Below are 22,386 nucleotides of genomic sequence, written 5' to 3'. Positions count from 1 at the left end.
AACTCATTGCCCTTGCGATAAATAAAATCTACATTCACCGCATTCAGTGCGAGTTGAATTCTGGCTCGGTAGAATGAGTAAGAAAATGTGATAATGTGAATAATAAAGAAAAAAGGGTGTTATTATGAGTATTTTTAAAAAACTGCATAAAATTGTTCCGACTAGTGGTAAGGTGTTGGCTATCTTTATCCCCTTGTTACTGTGGGGATTTTGGTGGGCCTATTCGGGCCTTGGTTATATGTTCTCTGTTACTCAGTGGCCTGAAATTTCATCTTCTGTTCGCTCGGAGATCGTAGCAGTTAAGGCTGATCCTGCTTTTAACAATCCAAATGCTTCTGAGGCGAATAAGGAAAAGCTTGAAACTTTGAAGGGTAGGGTACTTGCGTTGGCAATTGTATCCCGTTTGGAGACTGAGCTGGCTGATGGGTGGACCCCTCAGTATCTGTTTGTGAATCCAAAATCTCATTTCGATAATGCGGTCAATCGCAAGCTTGGAGTTCTTACAGCGACAACTCTTTTGCAGAAGTTTTTCTCCACTACCATGGCAAAGTATGGCTCTATGGACCCTGAAAATAAGTGGATGCAAGAAGCTCGTGAGCGAGATTTTACCTATGGCCCTCGGATATGGGGTTTCTTCGAGAGGTCTTCCAATTCAGCGTATGAAGATGGCGTGGCTAACGTTCACAAATATGCCGATAAGCTGATAGGCATGGAGGTAACCAAAAAGAAGAAGGACGATGGCCGTGCTATTGTCAACATTAAGGCTAGTGAGATCTATGATATGTTGACCTTTATCCTTTCTAAAGACTTTATCGACGTTCCACTCGGTTGGCTCTCCGCACCTGGAGGGACTTTGACGTGGTCCGAGCTGGATGATCGTGTGTACTTTGCGCAAGGCATGACGTTGGTTCTGCGTGATGTAATCACCGTGCTGAAAGAACTGTATCCTGAGAAAATTACTAATGTGGACAAGGGTGGAACTCAGAACCTTGAAGAGGCTATGATGGCCATGAACAAGATCTGTACCTTCAGCCCTGCGGTTGTATTGCGAGGCAAAGAAGATTCCATGTTCGCTGACCACCGAGGAAAGATGGCTCGCTATATGTTCACAGTGAGAGAGCGACTGCTCGACGTGGCGGAAACTATTCGAAGATAAAGAACTTATTCGTCATAAAATATGATTTAAATAAAGGGCTTACATTAAATGCAATGTAAGCCCTTTATTCTTTATTGTGATTTATCAACATCCTCAAGCAAGCGATCAAAGTCGGATACAAAAAGTCTATCCTGAATAATCTGGTATTTCTCTAATTCTGATTCGGCATGAATTTTAGTATCTAGCGCGGTGACTTTGCCGTTTCCTTGCAGGATATCGCGGTCTTAGAAGTTTAGGAATATGTCTATGCGTTTTGCCTAGTGTTTCTAGTCTTGTTTTATCGAGCTAATAGCAGTGTAGTTATTTTCAAAAGATATTGTAAGCAATAGGCAATATCTTTTATATCGTGAGTGAATAAATAAATGTAGCGAATTAGAGTTTTCTGAGAACGAAAAAACCCTTGCTATTAGTATGAATAACAAGGGTTTAACGTTCTTTGTGAAACTGTATGGGACAGTATGAAATCAATGAAATGGTGGAGGCGGGGGGCACCGAATTGATGGTGTATTGTGTCGGGATGTATTGACTTTTTAGTTTTTGGAAATTGGTGTACTCGTGTGGGTACTCGTGGTGGGGAAAATTTTTAGACAATAATTTTATTTTGCTCTCTCTTTGTAAGGTCAATACCTACAATTTTGACTTCGTCACATTTTTCTTCGCGTTCAATTATTTTATTTGCGTATTCTTGAAGTTTAAGAATCAATTTTGAAAAATCAAGATTCTCCCCCTCAGGGCTTTTCCAGTACAACTTGTCGCCTTTATAACTAAGTAGAAAGATACCATAGTTCGATTCGGCATTACGCATATATTGCCCAACAAGTTGGTTTGCTAGTCTTTCAAAAAGTTTGGTTCCAGTCCACTTGTCCGCAATTTTAAGCTCAATCGGAATAGCACTAGAAATATTAGGGTTATGAATATGGATATCGGTCCTTTTCTGTGCTGCGTCTTCATCCTCTTGCGATGTGCTATAAAGACCACAGGCTAGTCTTTCAAGACATTTAGCATATGAGTTCCGTAGAACAGTCTCTTCGTTAACTCCTTTGTAAACGGTTGCTTCGCTATGTTCTCCATTTTCAAGATCATCTTTAACTTCTTCAAGCTTTTCTATAGTTACAACGAAGAGTTCATGATTGCTTTTAGGTGTTTTGGTTTTTGTCTTTTGGAATTGTTTAAATTCCTTAACTGACCATGGAGTATGTTCAGATTCTGTTTCAGATTTATCTTTTAAAAGTTTTTTAACGTAATCTCGTGTGTTTTTGTGCGGTAATTCATGAGATAAATCTTTAAGCATTTTAAATGATTCATCTCCTTCTATGTCAAAAAGATATCTTAAGAATACTCCTCTTGTGTGTTCAGCGTCATCACGAGAAGTTGGTGTAAAGACTCCCTCTCTAATTCGATCCTCTTCTACCCGAATATGGTTAAACGATAGCAGGGCTAATTCTTTAAGTATGCTGGGCTTATTGAAGTCAATATGTATACTGTGAAACCTAATATTGTGATGGGGATAAAAAGCCGATAGAAAATTCAGCATTCTAGAATCAGAATCTGTAGAAGATGGTGCTTCATTTAGCCATTTTTTTAGTTTTCGTAGAGCTGAATTTGCATTTGTGCACATTAAAGCGATTAGCCAAGTAAGATTAGCTTTAGGATCATTTTTCTTTGAATAATGCTTTTCTGCTATTGTAGAAAACAAATCCTTATCTACGTTTTTTGACTGTAAAATTATATCTATAGCGTACTCAAGCGTATATCCTACCGCACCGTATTTATTTAGAAGAGATAGAATGACTTGATGATATTTGTCCCAATAGTTTTTTGCCCCATAGCGAATTGACGAGAGTGTTCTAGGATGCTCAATAGAAGTACTTTTGTTTTTAAATTCCCATTCTAATTTTGGTATAATTACGCTGTCAACAGCATTAGGGTGTTCTTGTAATAGCTGAATTCCCCAAAATGGGAATCCATTTAAATCAAAAGGAATATAATGGGCAGCTATAATTGCATCAGACGGTTTTAATTTTTGAGCCCATTGAGGAGTTTCGGACGCCTCAATTGAGAGTCCGTATAGGCCAGCTATGTTGCCATTTGTTCGGGGGTGTTCGGAGTTCTCAGACCATAAGTCAGGAGTGTAAAGTCTCCAGAATTTAACCAAACCATTTCGTGTGGCTTTAGCTACACTTGTTCCAAAATCTTTAATTAATAGTTCCCAATCTATTGCACTATAATTATGTGAATTTGATTTTGAACAAATAGAATTTCCAAGATGTAGCAAATCAGGGAAAGTTTCTTCTAGATTGTCTGCTGTAATTGAATACAGTTTTTCTGGATTAGCTTGCAGTCTAGATACAAACTTATTGAAATTAGCTGTACGTTCGTTATTTATTTTACGTTGCTTTTTTTTGAAAGCACTGTCTTCCTCAGCTAGTTTATATTCGGCCTCTTTCTTGGCAATTTCTTCAATCCGGGTGTGGAGGATGCTGGAGAGCTCCTTGCTTGAAATTGCTTGCCTGATTGTTTGAAGAATTGAATCTTTTTTTTGGCAATCTATCCATATTTGAATTGCAGCATTTAAAGCAATTTTTCCCAGATCAATTGGTTCGTTCTTTAATATTTCTAAAAAAGCTGGAAGATCATTCTCCGTCATGAGTCCCCATCCAGGAATACGGATGTTGAAGGGGTGAGGCTGTCTTTTATTCGCAGATGCTTGTTTGATATTTCGCCAGTAGAATATCTGTCGTAACTCTGTATTACTTGAGAGATGTTGAGATGTCTTTTGGGCTAGATTATGGTTAAATTGATGATAGTCTCTTGTTACATAGTATAGTTCAAATATACAGAGAACTCCATCTGTAATTCTATGTGGATTATCGATGTTTTTATTTAGGTCAATTTCAGCTACTGCCATAGCAAAATCAAATATCCATGAATAATTTTTTGATATTTGACAGTATTTGTCGATATATGGTTTTTGCCTAATCAAAGTTAAAAATTTAGAACAAATATTTTCCCTTATTTTTGGTGGAAGATTATAATTTTCGATGAAGTGAAAGTAGGAATGCAGTCTGCTATGTGAAAATTCTTTGGGGGTGTATGTGCTTTGCAAGATATGAATCAATTCATCAACGGAAATATGATATGGAAATAAATTTTCTAGTGCAGCACCAATCAAGTTGTGGTTTAAATTTGCACATTCTTTTAATATCGAATTTGCCAAAATTTTTTTTTGCTTACTGCTGCTAACTACGCCGACTGCGTTGAAAGCATGTATTCGGGTCAGGTCTTCATTGCTTGAGTCTTTTGCAAAAGATAAGGCGAGATCAGCGCAATTCTCGATTTCTCCAACCCAAATCATTTCCAGTAGCAAGTGCTTAATGTCTCTAGGGATCGATTTATTAAGTAAATGTTTGTTTATTTGGTCTGCTAGGGCAGGGGAAGCAATCCTTTTTATTGAAGACTTATCAAAATTATGACCGAGATAGTCTCTACCTTCGCTTAGCTTTATATAGTTATTTAAGAGTGCTGAGCGAAAATTGATAGGTAGTTTTGAAGCATCGCCTTCTGCGAGTAAAATTTCCGGTGCAATTTGGAATAATTTGTCTCTAATTTTTTTGTTTTCTAATGCGATCCATGCTGAAATTGCGCGCATGGAAGGCCTGACAACATATGTTTCGTACTTGTTGCCAAAGAGTATTTTTTGGATATGTAGGTGAGATGTACCTGAATTAAGTAAATCAACAAACCACAGGGCTGTAAGGTATTCGCGGACAGAACGGTGATGAAATTTTACCCTTCCATACGTTGCTTCATCAAAAAGAGGACGGTCCAGTAGGGTTTTTATGTCTGTGTTGGACCAGTCTGTTAATATTTCATCAGCATAAATATGATTGGAACTTCTTCCGGTTGTCTTGCTGTATTCAGGAAGAGCTATATTGTTGTTTTTTATAAGTGTTAGTGCCGTTGCTAAAATTTTAGCTCCATTGACAAGTTGTTCTCCACTGATTTGTGAATTTTCAGCTTTGTCTTGGTTGTGCTCTTTTAGTTTAGTTTTAATGTTAAAGTCTAACATTTCTGAATGAGAACCTATTTTCCCATTGTTTTTCCAGTATATAATAAGGTCTAAAAGATCTTGTGGTCTTCGAGCATATATTTCTACATTAGCTTTATCTATCGCATCAATAAATTTATTTGTATCAATACCATTGTTTTTAACAAATATTTGTTGTTGTTCTCTTGTAAGGGGAGTTAATTGGAAAATCTTGAGTTGTTCACTATCTTTTGTGCTGTCAATATTTGTGGGGTTTTGACTTCTTGGAATAGGAAGAATTTTTGAAACCAATTCTTTATCTGATTTTGGACGCCACTCGCTAACTCTAGCAGAAATTATTATGTGGGCACGACTCAAATTCTTATTCAAAATTTTTGCAAGTTTTTTTAAAGCCTTTTTGAAAAAATTTGCGTTAATCAACCTAGCTTCATCTACAGAATCAAGTAGGAACCATGCATCGGTATTTGATTTTTCCCAGTTATAAAATTTATATTGGTCCTCATCTGTTAATGAGTCGACTAGGCCATCTTCAGCAAGATCTTCTATGGGGATGAAGAAGGAAATTTTGTTTTTTTTATGAAGGCGTTGAGCAATAGCCCTGAATTCATGAGTTTTTCCCGTTCCTGCTTCAGCTAAGATTACGACTCTTTTATATTGGGATACGTCATCCCATGTTTTTGTTTCTGAATCAGAATATAGTTCAAGGTATGTCTCATGGATTTCGGAAATCTCATCATCAGTAAGTGAGCGGAGTGTCCTATTTAGCTCGATATGTTCACGCATTTTATGTTTTAGTATAAAGTTAAATATTGATAATATAAATATGTTTTGGATCAAACTAAACTGTTTGTCCTATCTTATCAATAGTTATGAATATTTATCAGGCCACGAAAGGTCATGGGATGAATTTGTTGTGGCAAAATTTATTTGTGTGGTTCCTTCTGTATTCGCACTTTTTGGGTACTTTCATTTGCCATTGCCCCAAATACTTTCTACAATCACCGCAAAACCTGCGGCGAATAACACCCGCATTCACCGCAAACAAGGGCAAAAGCAATGTGGATACACGAACATCAAGACTGGCCGAACTTCTCATGGAACGCTGAAAAGCTCATTTCCAAACTGGCAGACGTCCGCCATCGGCAGGGCGTGTTGTTGGGTAAGATTGGGAATCTGGGCTTTGATCTGAGAAATGAGGCGGGGCTGAAGACTCTTACCAATGACATAGTTCATTCATCAGCCATAGAAGGAGAACTCCTCAATCCAGAGGAGGTTCGGTCCTCTATTGCCCAACGTCTGGGAATTGACATTGCCGGACTGAAACCGGCAGGGCGTGATGTGGACGGCATAGTTGAAATGATGCTCGACGCCACGCAGCGATATGCGGAGCCGTTGACCAAAGATCGGCTCTGCGACTGGCACGCGGCTCTATTCCCGACAGGGCGTAGCGGTATCAAACGGATAACCGTTGCAGACTGGCGTCCTGCGGAAGTTGGAGCCATGCAGGTTATCTCCGGACCAATGGGACGCGAGAAAGTCCATTTCGAAGCACCGGATGCTGACCGCCTTGAAGATGAGATGGTAAAATTTTTGGAATGGTTCGAGAGCGAAGATGATACTGATCCGGTTCTGCGTGCCGGAATAGCTCACCTGTGGTTTGTTACCATCCACCCCTTTGAAGACGGCAACGGACGTATTGCGCGTACAATTGCTGATATGGCCTTGGCCCGTGCAGATGGCGCGGCGGAGCGGTATTACAGCATGTCCACGCAAATTGAATTGAAGCGCAAGGATTACTACTCCCATCTGGAGCGGCAGCAGCGCGGCACACCGGAAATTACCAAATGGCTGGAGTGGTTTCTGGATTGCCTGAAAGAAGCCCTGATCAATGCCGAATCCACACTGAGCCATGTACTCCATAAAGCCAGCCTGTGGGAACGGATCTCCCAACAATCGCCGATTAATGAACGTCAACAGCTCGTACTAGGGCGTATGCTAGACGAAAATTTCAAGGGCTACATGAACTCATCCAAATACGCTAAGCTGGCTAAGTGCTCCACTGATACAGCCCTGCGTGACATCAAGGATCTGAAGGAGCGCGGAATACTGGTGCAGAACCCCGGAGGCGGGCGGAGTACTAGTTATCGGTTGAGTGAAAAAAACTAATTTTTATCGATAAGTAATATACCCTTCTTGCCGCGGTGTGCAAAAAGACGTAAGGCTACAGTGATAATGTTATAATTTCACTTTATGCGGGGCGGTTATGTCTATTTCATACCAATGTCGATTCCTTATATTTGTATCTGTTTTCACTCTCGTGTTTAGTTTCCAGCAAGCTCAGGCTAAAGATAGGATCGTAGTTGCCATTGATAGTAACTATGCTCCTATGTCTCTTTTTACACCTGCTGGTGATCCGGCGGGGATTCTGGTTGAAATGTGGGATTTATGGAGTAAGCAGACAGGTACAGAAGTCACTTTTTCAGCAGGGACTTGGGATGAAACTTTGGATATGGTTAAGTCTGGCAAGGCAGATGTTCATTCCGGTTTATTTAAGAATGATCAGCGTGCATCATGGCTGGATTTTTCCGATACCTTGCATTCAATTAACAGCGCGTTTTATCAGCGGACAGATTCCAAACCACTTTCAATGGGTAGGTTGGACGGTAAGAAGTTCGGCGTTGTCGCAGGCACTTATCAAGCTGATTATTTGAAGAAAAATTTTAATGATATTCTGATTCATGAATATCTTGATCATGATGAGATAGTAAAAGAGTTACTTGCGGGTAAAATTGATGTTGTTTTTGATGAAGTGACTACTGTTTCAAGGATTTTGACCAGACTAGGATGCGAGGGGCTTGTTGTTCGTATCCCGGATTCAACCACAGCCAATACCGTTCATGCTGGCGTACTTAAAGGGAATACTGATTTAGTAAAACAAATCAATAAAGGCTTCCGAGATATTAATCAGTCTAAGCTTGCTGCAATTGATAAGCGCTGGATCAAGAGCTCTGGAGACCGTTTTTATCAGAAGAATAAAGCCGGGGCCGAAATAGTCTTAACCGCCGAAGAAAAGAAATATATTCAACAAAACCCTTCGCTTTCACTGACTTCAACCCCGAATTGGCCGCCATTTGAAATGAAGCAGGACGATGACTCTTATGCCGGTATTGCTGCGGATTTTATCCGTATTGCTGCCGGTAAAGTCGGGCTCGATATAAATCCTGTATTTGATACCAATTGGCAAGCTCATATGGAAAAATTGAAAACAGGAAAGCTGGATGCCGCGCCGGGATTGAATGAGACTCCGAAGCGTCTCAGGGATTTCATTTTCACCAAGCCATATATAGAATATTATTCCGCTATATTTACCACAGCGGATCGTGAAGATATTTTTTCGCCTGATGATTTATCCGGAAAGACAGTAGCTTTGGAAGAAGGCTACGCTATAGCAAGAAATTTACCCACTGATCGTCCTGATATCAAAATGTTGCTGGTCAAGACTACGCAGGAAGCCCTAGAAGCTGTTGTAACAGGGAAGGCTGATGCTTACATCGGTAACCAAGTTGTAGCCTCCTATCTCATTAAAAAGTTTACTTTGCCAGATTTAAAGCTGGTCAGCCTTTGGCGTACAGACTTGCCCGGTCAGCTACGTATCGCTGTTGATAAAGATAATCCTATTCTAAAAAGTATACTCCAGAAAGGTCTAGATGCCATAACAAAGGATGAAAAGGAGGCAATTTTAGATACTTATCTTGATGCATCCGGTTTTCAGCAAAAGGTCTTTTCACTCACCAAGGAACAGTGGACATGGCTTAAGTCTTATCCACAATTCAAGCTCGGAATAGACCCGAAAAGTGCACCGTTTGAATTCATTGATGAAGATGGCAAAATGCAGGGTATAGCTGCAGAATATATCGATTTTATTCAAGATAAGCTTAAAGTTGCGATAACTCCTGTAGATGGTCTGAATTGGAATGAAGTTCTTCAGTACGCTAAAGAAGGGCGTTTGGATATTCTGTCTTCTGTAGCCAGAACTCCTGCAAGAGAAGAATATCTTCTTTTCACCGATCCTTATATTGAATTTCCCATAGTTATTTTTTCATCCAAACAAGCGTCGCTGATCAGCCAGTTGGGTGATATTACTGATGGTAAAATAGCAGTGGTCGAAGGGTATGCTGCTCATGAATACCTGGCATCGGATTATCCAGAATTGGAACTTGTTTTATATTCAACAGTTCCTGATGCAATAAATGCAGTCTCGCATGGTAAGGTCGATTGGTTTATTAATGATTTGGCTACCAGTAGTTATGTTATTGAACAAAAAGGGATAACAAATTTAAAAGTTGCGGCTGCAACTGATTATGTCATGCCGCTCTCAATGGCTGTCCGTAAAGATTTGCCTGAGTTGCTCGAAATTTTGAATAAGGCTTTGAGCGTTATTTCCGATGAGCAGGATGAAGAATTTAAAGGAAAATGGCTGGCCCTGAAGTTTGAGCATGGCTTGGATATGTATACGGTTATGACTTGGGCATTGCCTATTACTTGTGGTGGGCTTTTAATTATAGGTCTGATCGTGTTGTGGAATCGAAAACTCGGTAGTGAAATCTCAGAAAGAAAAAAAGCACAAGCAGAGCTGGCCGAAACTTTAAGTTCATTGGATGAAAAGAATGATATGCTGGAAGGTCTCTCTGCAAAGCTTGCGAAGTATCTTTCCCCGCAGGTTTATGATTCAATATTTTCCGGCAACCGGGACGTAGTCTTATCCACAGAGCGCAAGAAGCTTACTGTCTTTTTTTCAGATATAAAAGATTTTACCCAGACTACAGATGACATGCAGCCTGAAGATCTTACGGCTTTGCTTAATCTTTATTTCACTGAAATGTCCGCTATAGCCCTTGAATATGGTGCCACCATTGATAAGTTCATTGGTGATGCGATGCTTATGTTCTTTGGTGACCCTGAATCCAAAGGTGTGAAGGAAGATGCTAAGCTTTGTGTGCGCATGGCAGTCGCGATGCAAAAGCGAATGGTACAGCTTGAAAAAGAGTGGCAAAGCATGGGTTTTGATAAGCCGTTTAAAATGCGGGTGGGCATTAATACAGGGTATTGCAACGTTGGTAACTTCGGCTCTGAATCACGGATGGATTATACTATTATTGGTGGGGAAGTTAACCTTGCTGCCCGTCTTGAAGGGCAGGCAGATCCCGGCGGAGTACTTATGTCCTCGGAGACTTATGGCTTAGTTAGGGATATTGTAAATGCTGAAGAACGCGCCCCTTTAGCAGTTAAAGGGATTCGTCGTAGTATTCAACCATACGCAGTGATTTCAATTTGTGGTGAGGATGACTCTTGTTCTGAATATGGGAATGTCATCAGTTACAAGGAGCAGGGCGTAGATCTTTCGATAGATCTTGATAAGCTATTGCCAGAAAAACGTAAGGCTCTTTCAGAGCGTTTAAATGAAATTGCTTTATCGCTAAATGAATAGGTTTTTAAATCTTCTGAGATGAATGGAAAATATTTAGAATATCCACAGCTTCACCCTGAATACGGTAGGGGATAATGTAAGGTGAGATAATCACTTCTCGTGTCATTGGAACTCGACCGGGACGGCCACTTTCTGGGAACTGTTTCAATCGCTGGCAGCCGTCCCATATACGTTTTGCTTCTGACTCCATGACTTCTTCGTCAGCTTGCTCAGCTAGATAGCGGCGGATAGAATTAAGATCTTTGATTGCGTTCTTTGTCCAATTGATTCTAGTCAGCTTCAACCTTTAATCCCCACTTTCCGAAAGCTTCTTCCACTTCAGATGCTGTAGCGAATTCGCCTCTATCGGCCTGTTCAAGGCTTTCAACCGTTTGGGCTATCTGCCATGCCTGTTCTTCAAGAAAACGCTCCAGCGCGCTTGCAACAAGAAAGGACTTGCTGCGGTTCGTCGCCTTGGCAAGGGCTTCAAGTTTTGATGCGGTTTCATCTGAAACTCGTGCGGTTACTGTGCTCATAGTTAACTCCTTTTAGACAATGTAGACATTGTATACATTGTAGTCAACTTTCTGATCGAGAGCTTTTTTAGCCTTAATCGTTGAGTTCTTCCTTCAGTCGCGCAGTTTCAACCAGTTGCTTTTCCAATTTCTCAAGTAAAGGATTAACTTTTTGTCCCGCTTCGACGGATTGACTGTCAGCTGCCTTTCGGCGTTCTTTCACCATTTCTTTAAAGGCTTCAAAATCTCTACCGTTCTCGTCCTTGAGAGTAGGATCTGCACCAAGTTTTAGAAGTAGCTCGACCGCTTCAAGTCTCTCACTCCCGTAAGCATAGTGAAGCAGGGGGTGGCCTTCTATGCCGTCAACACTGAAGCCCATTGAGATGAACGCTAGCAATATGGCTTTGCAGTTATCCGAAAGAAAGCTGTTATATATTGCCGGTAATCCTCCGTCTGAAGGTTCGGCATAAATATCAGCACCAAGAGCGACCATGGTCGTTACTGCTTCCACGGACAGACCGCAGGCCGCACGGTGTAGAGGAGGGCCGTAAGAGCCATCTTCTACGGTTAAGGATGCGCCGTATTCATGTAGCATGATAATTGTTTCAGCCTTGCTCGCGTAGCATATGGGGGTGAGATCTTCGGCGTTACGGTTATTGGGATCTACACCGACATCAAGCAGCAGCTTTGTGGCATCGGTCTTATCATTTAACGCTGCGATATGGAGCAGTGAGTCTCCGTATTCAGTGATATGGCGCGGATTGCCGCCATGCTCAAGCCATTCCCATACGGCTTCAATGTCGTGCTTGCTGAGCGCATCTTCTATATTCCCTTCGTAATGATTCATTTATTGACTCCTTTACCTGCTCAATAGTTTATTAATTCCAGCTTTTAAAGTCTTTTTGCGGCTTCTGGGGTTCATAATTTTCTGGACTAGAGCTGAGCTAATTTTCCCAATTCGTTCAAAACTTGCTCCAATTCGTTCTGCAAGTCCCGGCAACCCTGTATTTCCTTTTCCAGCTTGGCTATCTTTTGATCTTGTTCGTCCAGACGGCGTGCTTGTTCCTCTTCGATTCGGCTTAGCGCGTCCAATAAGCTCTTCTGTAATTCGTTCATGGCTTAATCCTTGATTAAAATGGCGGGACGGTTTCCTGATTGCCAATTCTGATTCAGGCTTGTTCCGGCTGGTAGAACTATGAATCTGCGGTTGTTGTCCAGAAGGGGCGTAACGCCCCAGCTCACGAGCTTTTTCTCTATTATCCTCTGGTTGTCTATCTTCTCGGAAAGCTCCGCTAGGGTTGTTCCCTGAAGATCTATCCAGAATAGAGTCCCACCCACTAGGACCAGACAGCAAACGATTGTCACCGCTAATGATACTGCGACGGGGATCTTCAAGGATCGGTGCATGTCGCGGATTAAGGTTTGTTGAATTTTTGAGAGTTCTGCGGTCTCTGTTTTTATAGCGGTTTCGATGGTACTCAGCTCGTGTTTGGCGGATTTTAGAAACGCTTTTCTCAAGCTCTGCAATCCTTCTTGAATTATCTGCTTGGAACTTTGCGCTTGTTCTTCCATCTGCTCCTTCATTTTCTCGGCTAAGCTCAGCGCGTTGTTTGAACTGCTCGGCTGTCCATGATTTTGCATAAAGTACTCCTTTTAGCCTGATGCGGCGGTTTTTCCGTTTCTGGGAAACAGTGCTGTTGTCGTTTTCTGGTAGTTCAATAGTTATGTATTCTTTGCCTTGGCGCGGTACACCAAAGCCGAATTTCTCAAGAGTTCTGACGATGTCTTGCCGGTTATGAATAAGACCGGCTTCCACACCTTGAACGATCGCTTCAGTTACGGTCCGTCTTACCTCTGAAGCATTGCTGGACTTATAGCTCTGTATTGAGCTGCCCGGACTGACCAACCTTGCGCGTTTCATTTCATCAGGGCGTGCCCAGTTGTGACGACGATTGTGAAGTTCACACCATGGATTATATTGCTTCTCCCATCCCGGCGGGCAGGGATTAAGAGCTTTGTCTGATCGTAGTTCTGTGCGCGGAATTACAAAATGCATCTCATGATGGCCAGCATGGCTGTGACGCACCCAAAGGATTGAATATTGGTCCGGTTCAAGCCCTGCAAAAGCGTATGATTCAAAGCTGTCCATGAGCTTTCTTTCGTCTTCAGGCGTGACTGTGTCCTCCGGAGCCCATGAAAGAACGCCGGAAGTGTATCGCCATTTGCGGGTAGTGGTATCGATAAGGTCTGAGATTGAATCAGGATCTCCGCGCAGTACTTCTGGTGGATTTTCCTTCCTCTTAGAGTCCTTCTTACCCGTCACATATTCGACGACCTTTGCCCCGCGCCCGACTCCGTGCCGGAACACTTTCATAAGCATTTGAGCTGCTCCTTGATTTCGAGGAGAGCTAGAACCATCTGTGCCGCTTCAGCATTTTTCTTATAAGTATTTGCCCAGCGAGCTAGTTGGTTCATGTTGTTGCCGATGCGGGCCAAGTGGATGACTTTTTGTCTTTCTGCTTTTGTTTTCCTGACTCGTGGGCTATTCAGTTTTTCGCGCACATAATCGCCTAGACTCATGTCTTCGGCTTCAGCCTGAAGCTTGAGTATTTTCTTTTCCGAAGGAGTGACACGTGTGTTCACGAACTCGGTGCGTTTCTCTTCATTATTCTTCATGGAGTCCAAACCTCGCAGAGAGTGGAGTGCTTGCACGGCTCTTAATCTTACGTGGGATCGAAGGGAGAGAATCTCCCTCGCCAGTTCCCAGTGTGCAACATTGGGTAAACTGGCTTGGACAGCTACAGCACATTACTATGTACGAATCTTGGTCTATCGTGCTGGCGCGAAATTGGGTCGCAGGTTTAACTCCATGGAGAAATGTGAGAGCACTTTTATCAATATGAGTTATTAACCCTAAATGTGGTGTCACAAGTGTCACATCCGTCACTCCTGTTGTAGATTGCTGATTTTATGCACATTTTTATCGGTGACACTTGGTGACGGGTTGAAAATTGGTGTCACCTTATGTGTCACTCTGTTATCATCTTGAAATTCCTTACTTTTAACTGTGTCAGTGACACTTGTGACGGTTGTGACGGATTTTTCAGGTGGGAAGTGCTTAGAAAGAGCTTGGATAATTTCAGGCGATATTTCAGCCCCTCTTATCTTATTTGTGCGGCTCGATTCGATGCCTAATTTCTTATAGGTTTTGCCAACTGCACCTGATGTGATGTGAAATGCTGGAGCTAAATCTTTGTTGAGAAAATCAACGATTTTTGAAGTAGGCAAAAATGATTTTTCTAGGCTAACAGAAAGCTTAACAATGGCTTTTGCAACTCTCCGTTCAATGGCTGAAGCTTCCTGAAATTTGTTTCCGGCAGAAAGTAAGGTCCAGACTTGTCGTTGCTGTTCCTGAAGCCATTCCATCAAAACAATGGTTCGCTGAATTGATTCATGATGAACAGGACTCATCTCAGATTTGCCAGTGCTCCAGCAGTCCAACATGTGAATAATAAGGCAGATTTTGAAGAAAGCACCGCGTAACTTAGGTGCAAGAGATTCGAATTGTTCAAGCTCCGGTTGATACCAGTGAGACAGAACCTGATTGTCGTACCAGTCTTTGACTTTGTGTTTGCCTGCATCGGATAGCTTTATTATTTCAGGGGAGTTCTCCTGGCCAAAATTTAAGTCCAGTGCCTGATGAATGAAACCATGGATATGGTCAGCCGATTCTCCATCAAAACTTTCGGATGTCCATAGGGGCGGAGCTTCTTGCTCACAACGAATGAAAAGGAAGCGGGGCAGAAAGCCGGAAACAGTATCCTTATGCTTGAAGAGTGATGGAAGCAGATCCGGCTGGACTGTCCCGAAGATAGAAACGCAGGCGTGCGGTATATGAAGGGCGTCCTTAGTGCTGCGAGATACTTTCCATGCGCCACAATCGTATGCGGAAAGCAGACGAGCTTTGTCGCCTCCGTCACTGCCTTTGTTGTCATAGCGGCCTAGATCGGCCAGCAGGCCGGAAAGTTCATCACGGTACCAGAGAATGCCACGGGGATTATTGGACAGAATTGATCCCACGGCCTGCGTGGTACTGTCCTCAACGTAAATTTGTTCCCAAGTAGGGTAGATGGGCTTGTCTGGAAGTGTGTCGTTTTTGCGTTGAGCGCGAGCAAAAGAGCTTTGCCATTCCCTTAATTCCAGCTCGTATGCTTCTAACTCTCGCTTATGCTCTTTAAATGCAGCATTCTCTTGCGCATGAATTGGTTTTAATATGGCATTTGAGCATGGACTTTTACCCATGCCCGACCGCGCCACCAGTCCCCAATAGAGATTCGGGTGCGTGATCCAGCTCGGTTTAACTTCAAGGCCTCTTGTTCGTCCTACTGCTGCGCCGATTACAGCAAGAAAGGTTACGGCAGGAACGGCAAAAGGAACCGTAAAGGCTGAAGCCGCTACAGATAGCGAGTCTTCAACACTGGCCGGAAGAACTCCTTGCGGGAAAGAGGTTGGCGAGGGGAGCAGGTTACTCCCCTCAAAAGCCATGGACGCCATATTAGACATGTTAGGCTTCGCTCTGATTTGGAAGTTCATCAATCAGTCTGCGAATATCACAAACACGCCATGCTGTTGTGCGCTCAGTGAGTTTGACTGGCTTCGGGAATCTGCCGGTCTGAATGCCTTTCCACCAAGTTGTTTTAGATACCGGGATGACTTTCAGGACATCTACAAGTCTCACAAAGCCCGTATTAGGCAGGTGGTATGAAGTCTGGTTTGATTCGGTTCTCATAAGCTTTCCTCCGTTTTTTGACGTTTGAGGAAAGCCTACAAGAACCGGATTTGTTTTCTAGACGGGTTGAAGGGGTAAATGGGGTTAAGAAAATATAAGCACTTGTTTTTATGGTTTTAATTTTTAAAGAATTTGAGTCTTAAATATCTATTTCGAGGCTTTTTTACCCCTTCCTGAGCCTCCTGTCATATCTTTAACCGTGACCGGAACACATTTCCATGACTCTCTTAAAGCTGAACCAAAAGGTTCTCCTTTTACGTTTTTAATTTCATGGAAATTTGGATAGTGCGATATCACTCTGGAAAAAAATTGTTCTTTTTCGATTATGATAGGATGGCTTGAATTAACTGTGTTCTCACGAATAATATCCCCCATAGCAGTGCATGCAGGGATAAACCATTTTTTCCATTTATTTTTGCTTATGATGTCTTCTTGTTCGGCGAGTTGTGTTTCTAAGGATTTAATCTTTTCCTTAAGAACTAAAGTCTGTTCCAGATCTTCCACTGTGTTTTCTTTCGTATTCTGTTGGGCATCATGAAGTTCGCTAAGAATAAATTTTTTAGTACTAGAAAGAACTTCCAGTTCATTTTCCAAATCTGATATCTTTTTATGGTTTCTGATGATTACTATCGCGTAGCAGATAAATATTGCTGCCAGCATTGCGATTCGGATAAACCATACGAAAAATAGTTCTTCACCAATGGGTAAAAATGATACTCCAATTGCTGTATACAGCATGAAAATTGGAAAAATGTCTTTTGCAATATCTTCTTTTTTATCAATTAACTCTAAAAATGATCTCATACTAACCTCCAGTTTTAATTGATCTCTGGTATTTTCTCTTCATTCTTCAAAGCATCTAAATAATCAGCCCACCATTGCATCATCTTGCGCCGTTCCGGCAGATAGTCGGCATGGTTGTATGCTGCGCGCACGCTATTTCCCTCAACGTGAGCAAGTTGTCTTTCAATCACGTCTGGACGCCAGCCATTTTCATTGAGGTTTGTTGACGCCATGGAGCGGAAACCGTGTCCTGTGAGTTCTTCTTTGGTGTAGCCAAGGCGGCGCAACGCTCCGTTGACAGTGTTTTCACTCATGGGCGTTAGCTTGCTGCGTACACTTGGAAATAGAAACTCACCATCACCGGTCAGCGGTTTTAGTTCATATAAAATTTCTAAGGCTTGCCGGGATAATGGAACGATATGTGGGCGACGGGCTTTCATTTTACCCGCAGGGATTCGCCATTCAGCAGCTTCGAGGTCAATCTCACTCCATAGACCATGTCTCAGTTCTCCGGGGCGGATGAAAACTAACGGAGCCAGTTGCAAAGCGCACTTGGTTATGTGTCTGCCTTCATATTCATCAATGCTGTTGAGTAGGGGGCCGATTTGTTTAGGGTCAGTGATTGACGCCATGTGTTTGTGCTTTACTGGCGGAAGAGCACCTTTAAGATCTGAAGTAGCATCACGGGTGGCGCGGCCGGTGGCTACGGCATAACGTAAAACCTGACCGAGAATACTGCGTACACGGTGGGCGGTTTCAAGCGCACCCCGGCTTTCAATTCTTCTGAGGACTTTTAAGATATCCGGCGGTTCAATCTCACTGACAACCATTTTGCCGATCCAAGGGAAACAATTTAGTTCAAGACGTCTGATAACTGTTTGGGCGTGTCCTGCGGTCCAAGTGTTTTTGAATTTGGTGTGCCATTCGCGGGCAATTGATTCAAACTCGTTTTCTCCACTTATCGTGGCTTGCTGGTCTTTTTTGTATTCGGAGGGGTTGATACCACGTTCTAGAATTTTTCGTTGCTCATCTCGTTTATCTCGTGCTTCTTTGAGGCTAGTCGCAGGGAATGAGCCTATGGCCATCATTTTTTCTTTGCCGTTAAAACGATACCGGTATCTCCATAACTTTGTGCCCGAGGGGGTGACTTCAAGACACAGCCCGTTTGAATCTCCAAGGCGGTACAATTTCTTTTTGGGTTTTGCGGCTTGAATCTGCTTTACGGTAAGAGCCATGCTGGTTCCTCCTTTTTGCGGGTAGATTGAGTGAGTGTTCTTGATATACTCGACCGTCTACCCACATCATACCCCGGATGTCAACGGGGTTAAGCGAACTATAACGAACGTAGAAGAAACGAAAAAACCCTTGCTATTCGTATGAATAACAAGGGTTTAACGTTCTTTGTGAAACTGTATGGGACAGTATGAAATCAATGAAATGGTGGAGGCGGGGAGAATCGAACTCCCGTCCGAGAATGCTCCACCAAGATGTCTACAGGTTTAGTTCAAGTATTGTTTCTCGCCCAAATGAACGCCCCTGAACAGGCAACAAATGAGCCAGCGCGTGCTAGGTTCTCGCCTCCTTCCGGACGTGCAACGGAAGAATAGCCAGCCTGATGGGGTTTGTTGTCAAAGCTAATATCAGACATCAAAGCTATGACATGGCAAGCTTAATTAAGCTGCCATTGCGTAATCGTAATTGTCGTTTGCAATTATGATTGTGCCGCTTTTTACGTGGCCAGCGGCGCCACGACCTGCAACCTTGGCTTCATTCACCCCCGTCGAAACCAGTGCGCCCCCATTTTTTCAAAGAACACTTCCTACTTATATAGTATACACGCAGGAATATGATGCAAGAGGCTACAAGAAAAAGAAATTCTGAAGCCCCTTTAGGTGAAGAGATGTTATCTATAACATTGCCGTGTGCTTGGCAAGGGTTGCGGAACCACTAATTTAAATTATTTCCAACCTTCCTTGCACGGTCCGCAGAGTTTGGAGCAGAGCGAGGTTGCCATAGGATTGAATCCGCCTTTGCGGACTTCTCCGGTTAATTGGTTTGTGCAGGAGTATTCAAGTTCATATTCACAGACCCAATCGGAGAGCACGTCTCCATTAACATCGGTACATTTTATTTCTGCTGTTCCGAAATTGACCCTTTCGTCAATACATGCAGGGCCTTGGTTACATTTATAGGTTAAGGTCTCAGCAAATACTGTTGAATTTAAGGTAATTGCAAACAAGAAAGCTGTAAAAAGAACTTTGGGAGCGGTGAAGAGTTTCATAGTTCTACCCAGTTGTTTTTTTGTTGAAATGCGGTTTGTATTTTGAATTCTTATAATATTAACCCTTTCTTGTCATTGCGCAAAGTGGTAAAAGCTCTGTGTTTGCAAACAATAATTTAATGGAGGAACTATGCAGAATCCTTTTAAGTTTTATATTTATGACGAGGCCGCTTACATCTACGATACCAATCAGAAATTGATTTTTAAAATGGGCGTGGAAGAGAGCGCGGATGTAGACGGAGAAATGCAGAAAACGATTCTTGATGGCGGAGAAGAGGTAGAAAAAGAAAAAGCGTGGGAAGTTTCAGGCTTGGACCAGCTTAATCCTGCCTAAAGTTTTAGTACAACAGGCTGTCATTTTCCAGCATGACAGCCTGAAAAGCTCTAGCACATTCCGGGCAAAGTTCGTGATTTGACTTATCTTCAATGAATTCCATGGTGTCTTGATGTGTGAATGCATCCTTGTACGGGCGGTCCGTAGTCAGGGCATCATACACATCGGCGATGGATATGATTCTTGCCCATAGCGGAATTTCATTACCGCTCAGACCATGCGGATAGCCCTGTCCATTCATTTTCTCATGATGATGCAGCACCGCAGGTATAATGTCTTCCATACTTGGGATAGGGCGCAGGATCTCTGCCCCTAATACGGGGTGCTCTTTAATCTTGGCAAATTCATCCTCACTTAGCGGCCCGTTTTTCAGTAAAATATCATCGCGGATGCCGATTTTTCCAAGGTCGTGCAACCTTGCCGCAAATTCTATTCTCTCCTGATCAAAATCGCTCAGGGATAATTTTTTAGCGATTTTTACTGACAGGTTTGAAACTGTGTCCGAATGACCTTTGGTATAGGAGTCTCGTGCTTCCAAAGCCTGAATAAGGCTGGTGATACTGCCCATGAGCAAGGTGCGTTCTTTCTTGAAATTTTCTCGCTGCTGTAGGATAATTTGAAAATGGTCGCTGAGTAACTTTTCGGCGGTAATTACCAACTGGTCGATATTAAAAGGTTTGACCAGAAAGGCAGCCGCGCCTTTATGTAGTAATTCGCGCATGGTCCTGCGGTCAGCACCGGAGCTCATTATTACAAACGGAATATGGGATAGTGCTGGGTGATTCTGAACTTTTTCGCAAAGCTTGATACCGTCCATAACCGGCATGTTGATATCTGAAAGGATTAGATGAGGTGTAATTTCACTCGCAATTTCAAAGGCCTCAAAGCCGTTACGGGCAGTGATAACTTTAAACCCTGCTGAGGTAAGGCCAGTTTTTACTACATTTAAAATGTATTTGGAGTCGTCAACAACAAGGACCAGTTTGTCACGGAGCAGCTTAGCCCGGTCCAGAATTTCTTTAATGTATGGGAGCAGGTCTTTCCGGGCTTTATTTTTGGTTACATATGCGGCAGCTCCGACTTCGAAGCCTCTTTCGATATGTTCATGTCTTTCGTTGCTGGAGAGTATTATTACCGGGGTGGATTGGGTATCTGGATTTCTCTTGATTTCAGTGCAGAGTTGATAACCGTCCATGCCGGGCATGGTAATGTCAGTTATTACCAGATCGTAGTGATGATTGCGGGTATAGTCCAATCCCTGAGAGCCGTTAATAGCTTCGGTTACATCTATGGAATGCTTTTTTAGTTCCGAACTGATGACAGTGCGGATAGTTTTGCTGTCGTCGACAACCAAAACTTGTGGGTTAAGCATTCCAACTCCATTAATTGTTAAGCATTGCAGATGAAAACGTCCTATTGTGGACGCTAGATAATTATTTCAAATAAGTCATAGTTAGCTTGAAGATAAAAGTAAAGGCCGGAAGATAGCACTCCCGGCCTTCTGAATAGTCTGCCTAAGGCTTCACAAGGTGCTTATTTACTTGTTTTAAAAGGAACCATTTCAATCCAGAGTACCGCACCTAGCTCGACATCTTTTCCTTTGATTTTATAATCTGCATCATTCAAAGCTGCAAACCCCCACCATCCGGCCTTCGGACAGGCAAAGGTGAAAACTCCGTTTTCATCGCAAAGCACTTCCTGAGTGACCATACACTCATAAGGTGCTTCCAGCTTTCCGTCTTTATTATAAAATTCTACTTCAACACGAGTAAAAGGAGCCGGCTTACCGTCCAGCAGGACAATTCCCTGAAAAACATTGCCAGCATAATTACCCCATGGGCGAGTCAGGGGGACGATTTCAGTCTTAACGCCAAGTGGTTTATTCCATTCTTCTCCTTCATTGAAGGCGGAGACTACGGTCTTGGTGTAGTGAATAATGTAATTATCTTCGGCAGGCTCGGGGTAGGGCACAGGTTCCATGTAGAATGTATACATGCCGGGGCGTTTGACTTTGTATTCTGTCTTAAAGGAATCATGCCCCATGATTCTAGTTTTCTTCAGTGAAGAGAGAAGATCGGTCTCTTTTCCATCATAAAAGACGCTGAATTTTTTGGGCTTAACCAGATCCATCCCAACCAGTTCAAACGGATGTGAAAAAGATAGCTGTACCTCAGTTTTCTTTTTCTCCGGAGTGATTATTGACTTTTCAGGGATTAACATTCCAAAATGTGCAAATGCGGAACTGCTGAAGGCCAGAATCAACAAGATGGTCAGAAGGGGAACAATCTGTTTTCGCATGAAATCACTCCGTTTAATAAGGTGGTGAAAAAACTACTTCTTCCGTGAAAGAAAGAAAGCGGCAACTCCGAAAAGGCCGAGGATGTATCCGATCCCCGAAAATATTTCATTCACGCCGGGACCTTTCTCCTGCTGAGTGATGATCAGTCGTTTCAAGGTCTCGACTTTGTTTGTGAGATTTTTTACCTGCGTAGTGAGTTCTGCTATTTCTTGTGATGAAGCTTCTGGTGGTGTGCCTGTCGCATAAGTGGCGGTAGTCATTTCAGGTTCTTTGACAGAAGAGGGGGCGGGGGATGCAGGTGCATTTGTTTCTGTTGTGTCTGGGAATATTTCGTCTGCACTTAGAGTCCAGACTGCTCTGTGTCCCTCTGATGCGTAAAGGTTGATCAGTAGGCCGCTCCTGTTCATTTTGATTGAATCAGGGATAGGAAAATTAAAGTTACCATTATTGTCAGTAACGCCTTTAAGAATCTCTTCTCCTGTTTTGGTGCTGAAAACTTCAAGTTTACCTTTGTGAACTTTTCTTTTCTTGCTGAAATAGCTTTCGGTATAGACCGTGTCTCCTTCAATGTATGCAAATAGACTTACCCTGTGGGCAAATGCAGGTGTACTTGCAAGAGTAAGAAGGACCATCACGGCTATTAGTCTGGAAAGGTATTTTATTGGCATTATTTTCTCCTTTTGAGGGTAGTTCTCAAAATGGATGTTTATTTAG

18 protein-coding genes and 1 other RNA gene are annotated in these 22,386 nt (G+C 42.6%); 4 read left to right on the top strand and 15 right to left on the bottom strand.

Features of this window, described 5'->3' with window-relative positions:
• Nucleotides 1-124 precede the first annotated feature (124 nt).
• A complete protein-coding gene (locus D0S45_00395) occupies nt 125-1,156 on the top strand; it encodes a hypothetical protein (GenBank protein ID TIH19833.1) in 1,032 nt (343 codons plus the stop codon).
• A 583-nt stretch (nt 1,157-1,739) separates the two neighbouring features.
• Here D0S45_00395 and D0S45_00390 read toward each other — a convergent pair.
• The gene (locus D0S45_00390; protein TIH19832.1) at nt 1,740-6,041 is read right to left on the bottom strand and encodes a hypothetical protein; all 4,302 of its coding nucleotides are present in this window, start codon (nt 6,039-6,041) and stop codon (nt 1,740-1,742) included.
• 219 nt (nt 6,042-6,260) lie between these two features.
• Here D0S45_00390 and D0S45_00385 point away from each other — a divergent pair, with 219 nt between their 5' ends.
• On the top strand, nt 6,261-7,370 hold the full coding sequence (locus D0S45_00385; protein ID TIH19831.1) for a Fic family protein: 1,110 nt from the start codon (nt 6,261-6,263) through the stop codon (nt 7,368-7,370).
• A gap of 97 nt (nt 7,371-7,467) precedes the next feature.
• Entirely contained in the window at nt 7,468-10,692 is a 3,225-nt protein-coding gene (locus tag D0S45_00380; protein ID TIH19830.1) for a hypothetical protein, read from the top strand.
• Nucleotides 10,693-10,696: 4 nt separating this feature from the next.
• On the opposite strand, the gene D0S45_00375 is transcribed toward D0S45_00380, so the two are convergent.
• The 11 genes from D0S45_00375 to D0S45_00325 all read right to left on the bottom strand — a co-directional run bounded on the left by D0S45_00375 (nt 10,697) and on the right by D0S45_00325 (nt 19,039).
• On the bottom strand, nt 10,697-10,960 hold the full coding sequence (locus D0S45_00375) for a type II toxin-antitoxin system RelE/ParE family toxin (GenBank protein ID TIH20263.1): 264 nt from the start codon (nt 10,958-10,960) through the stop codon (nt 10,697-10,699).
• Nucleotide 10,961: 1 nt separating this feature from the next.
• The gene (locus tag D0S45_00370; protein ID TIH19829.1) at nt 10,962-11,207 is read right to left on the bottom strand and encodes a ribbon-helix-helix protein, CopG family; all 246 of its coding nucleotides are present in this window, start codon (nt 11,205-11,207) and stop codon (nt 10,962-10,964) included.
• Nucleotides 11,208-11,280: 73 nt separating this feature from the next.
• Nucleotides 11,281-12,033, bottom strand: a complete 753-nt coding sequence (locus D0S45_00365; GenBank protein TIH19828.1) for an ankyrin repeat domain-containing protein — start codon at nt 12,031-12,033, stop codon at nt 11,281-11,283.
• 12 nt (nt 12,034-12,045) lie between these two features.
• Nucleotides 12,046-13,566, bottom strand: coding sequence for a hypothetical protein (locus D0S45_00360; protein ID TIH19827.1), 1,521 nt, complete (start codon nt 13,564-13,566; stop codon nt 12,046-12,048).
• Nucleotides 13,557-13,862 carry a plasmid mobilization relaxosome protein MobC gene (gene mobC / locus D0S45_00355; GenBank protein ID TIH19826.1) on the bottom strand — a complete coding sequence of 102 codons (306 nt, stop codon included), beginning with the start codon at nt 13,860-13,862 and terminating at the stop codon, nt 13,557-13,559. Before mobC ends, D0S45_00360 begins: the two co-directional genes overlap by 10 nt.
• A 267-nt stretch (nt 13,863-14,129) precedes the next feature.
• Entirely contained in the window at nt 14,130-15,779 is a 1,650-nt protein-coding gene (locus D0S45_00350; GenBank protein ID TIH19825.1) for a DUF3987 domain-containing protein, read from the bottom strand.
• Complete coding sequence (locus D0S45_00345) at nt 15,751-15,975, bottom strand: AlpA family phage regulatory protein (GenBank protein TIH19824.1); 225 nt, start codon at nt 15,973-15,975, stop codon at nt 15,751-15,753. The genes D0S45_00350 and D0S45_00345 overlap by 29 nt, the downstream gene beginning before the upstream one ends.
• A 147-nt stretch (nt 15,976-16,122) precedes the next feature.
• Nucleotides 16,123-16,779 (bottom strand): hypothetical protein, encoded by a 657-nt coding sequence (locus D0S45_00340; protein TIH19823.1) that lies wholly within the window; start codon nt 16,777-16,779, stop codon nt 16,123-16,125.
• 14 nt (nt 16,780-16,793) lie between these two features.
• Entirely contained in the window at nt 16,794-17,993 is a 1,200-nt protein-coding gene (locus D0S45_00335; protein TIH19822.1) for a DUF4102 domain-containing protein, read from the bottom strand.
• Between the two features lie 203 nt (nt 17,994-18,196).
• Nucleotides 18,197-18,557: a transfer-messenger RNA gene (gene ssrA, locus D0S45_00330) on the bottom strand.
• A 158-nt stretch (nt 18,558-18,715) separates the two neighbouring features.
• Nucleotides 18,716-19,039, bottom strand: coding sequence for a hypothetical protein (locus D0S45_00325; GenBank protein TIH19821.1), 324 nt, complete (start codon nt 19,037-19,039; stop codon nt 18,716-18,718).
• 130 nt (nt 19,040-19,169) lie between these two features.
• On the opposite strand from D0S45_00325, the gene D0S45_00320 reads away from it, so the two are divergent.
• Complete coding sequence (locus D0S45_00320; GenBank protein ID TIH19820.1) at nt 19,170-19,373, top strand: hypothetical protein; 204 nt, start codon at nt 19,170-19,172, stop codon at nt 19,371-19,373.
• Between the two features lie 4 nt (nt 19,374-19,377).
• On the opposite strand, the gene D0S45_00315 is transcribed toward D0S45_00320, so the two are convergent.
• The 3 genes from D0S45_00315 to D0S45_00305 all read right to left on the bottom strand — a co-directional run bounded on the left by D0S45_00315 (nt 19,378) and on the right by D0S45_00305 (nt 22,340).
• Nucleotides 19,378-20,745 (bottom strand): response regulator, encoded by a 1,368-nt coding sequence (locus D0S45_00315; protein TIH19819.1) that lies wholly within the window; start codon nt 20,743-20,745, stop codon nt 19,378-19,380.
• 161 nt (nt 20,746-20,906) lie between these two features.
• Nucleotides 20,907-21,671 carry a DUF4198 domain-containing protein gene (locus tag D0S45_00310; protein ID TIH19818.1) on the bottom strand — a complete coding sequence of 255 codons (765 nt, stop codon included), beginning with the start codon at nt 21,669-21,671 and terminating at the stop codon, nt 20,907-20,909.
• Between the two features lie 33 nt (nt 21,672-21,704).
• Complete coding sequence (locus D0S45_00305; GenBank protein TIH19817.1) at nt 21,705-22,340, bottom strand: hypothetical protein; 636 nt, start codon at nt 22,338-22,340, stop codon at nt 21,705-21,707.
• Nucleotides 22,341-22,386: the final 46 nt, after the last annotated feature.

Source organism: Marinifilum sp. JC120, assembly GCA_004923195.1.
Classification (GTDB): domain Bacteria; phylum Desulfobacterota; class Desulfovibrionia; order Desulfovibrionales; family Desulfovibrionaceae; genus Maridesulfovibrio.
The sequence above is the reverse complement of the archived record's forward strand: the minus strand, read 5'-3'. Positions and strand labels throughout refer to the sequence as shown.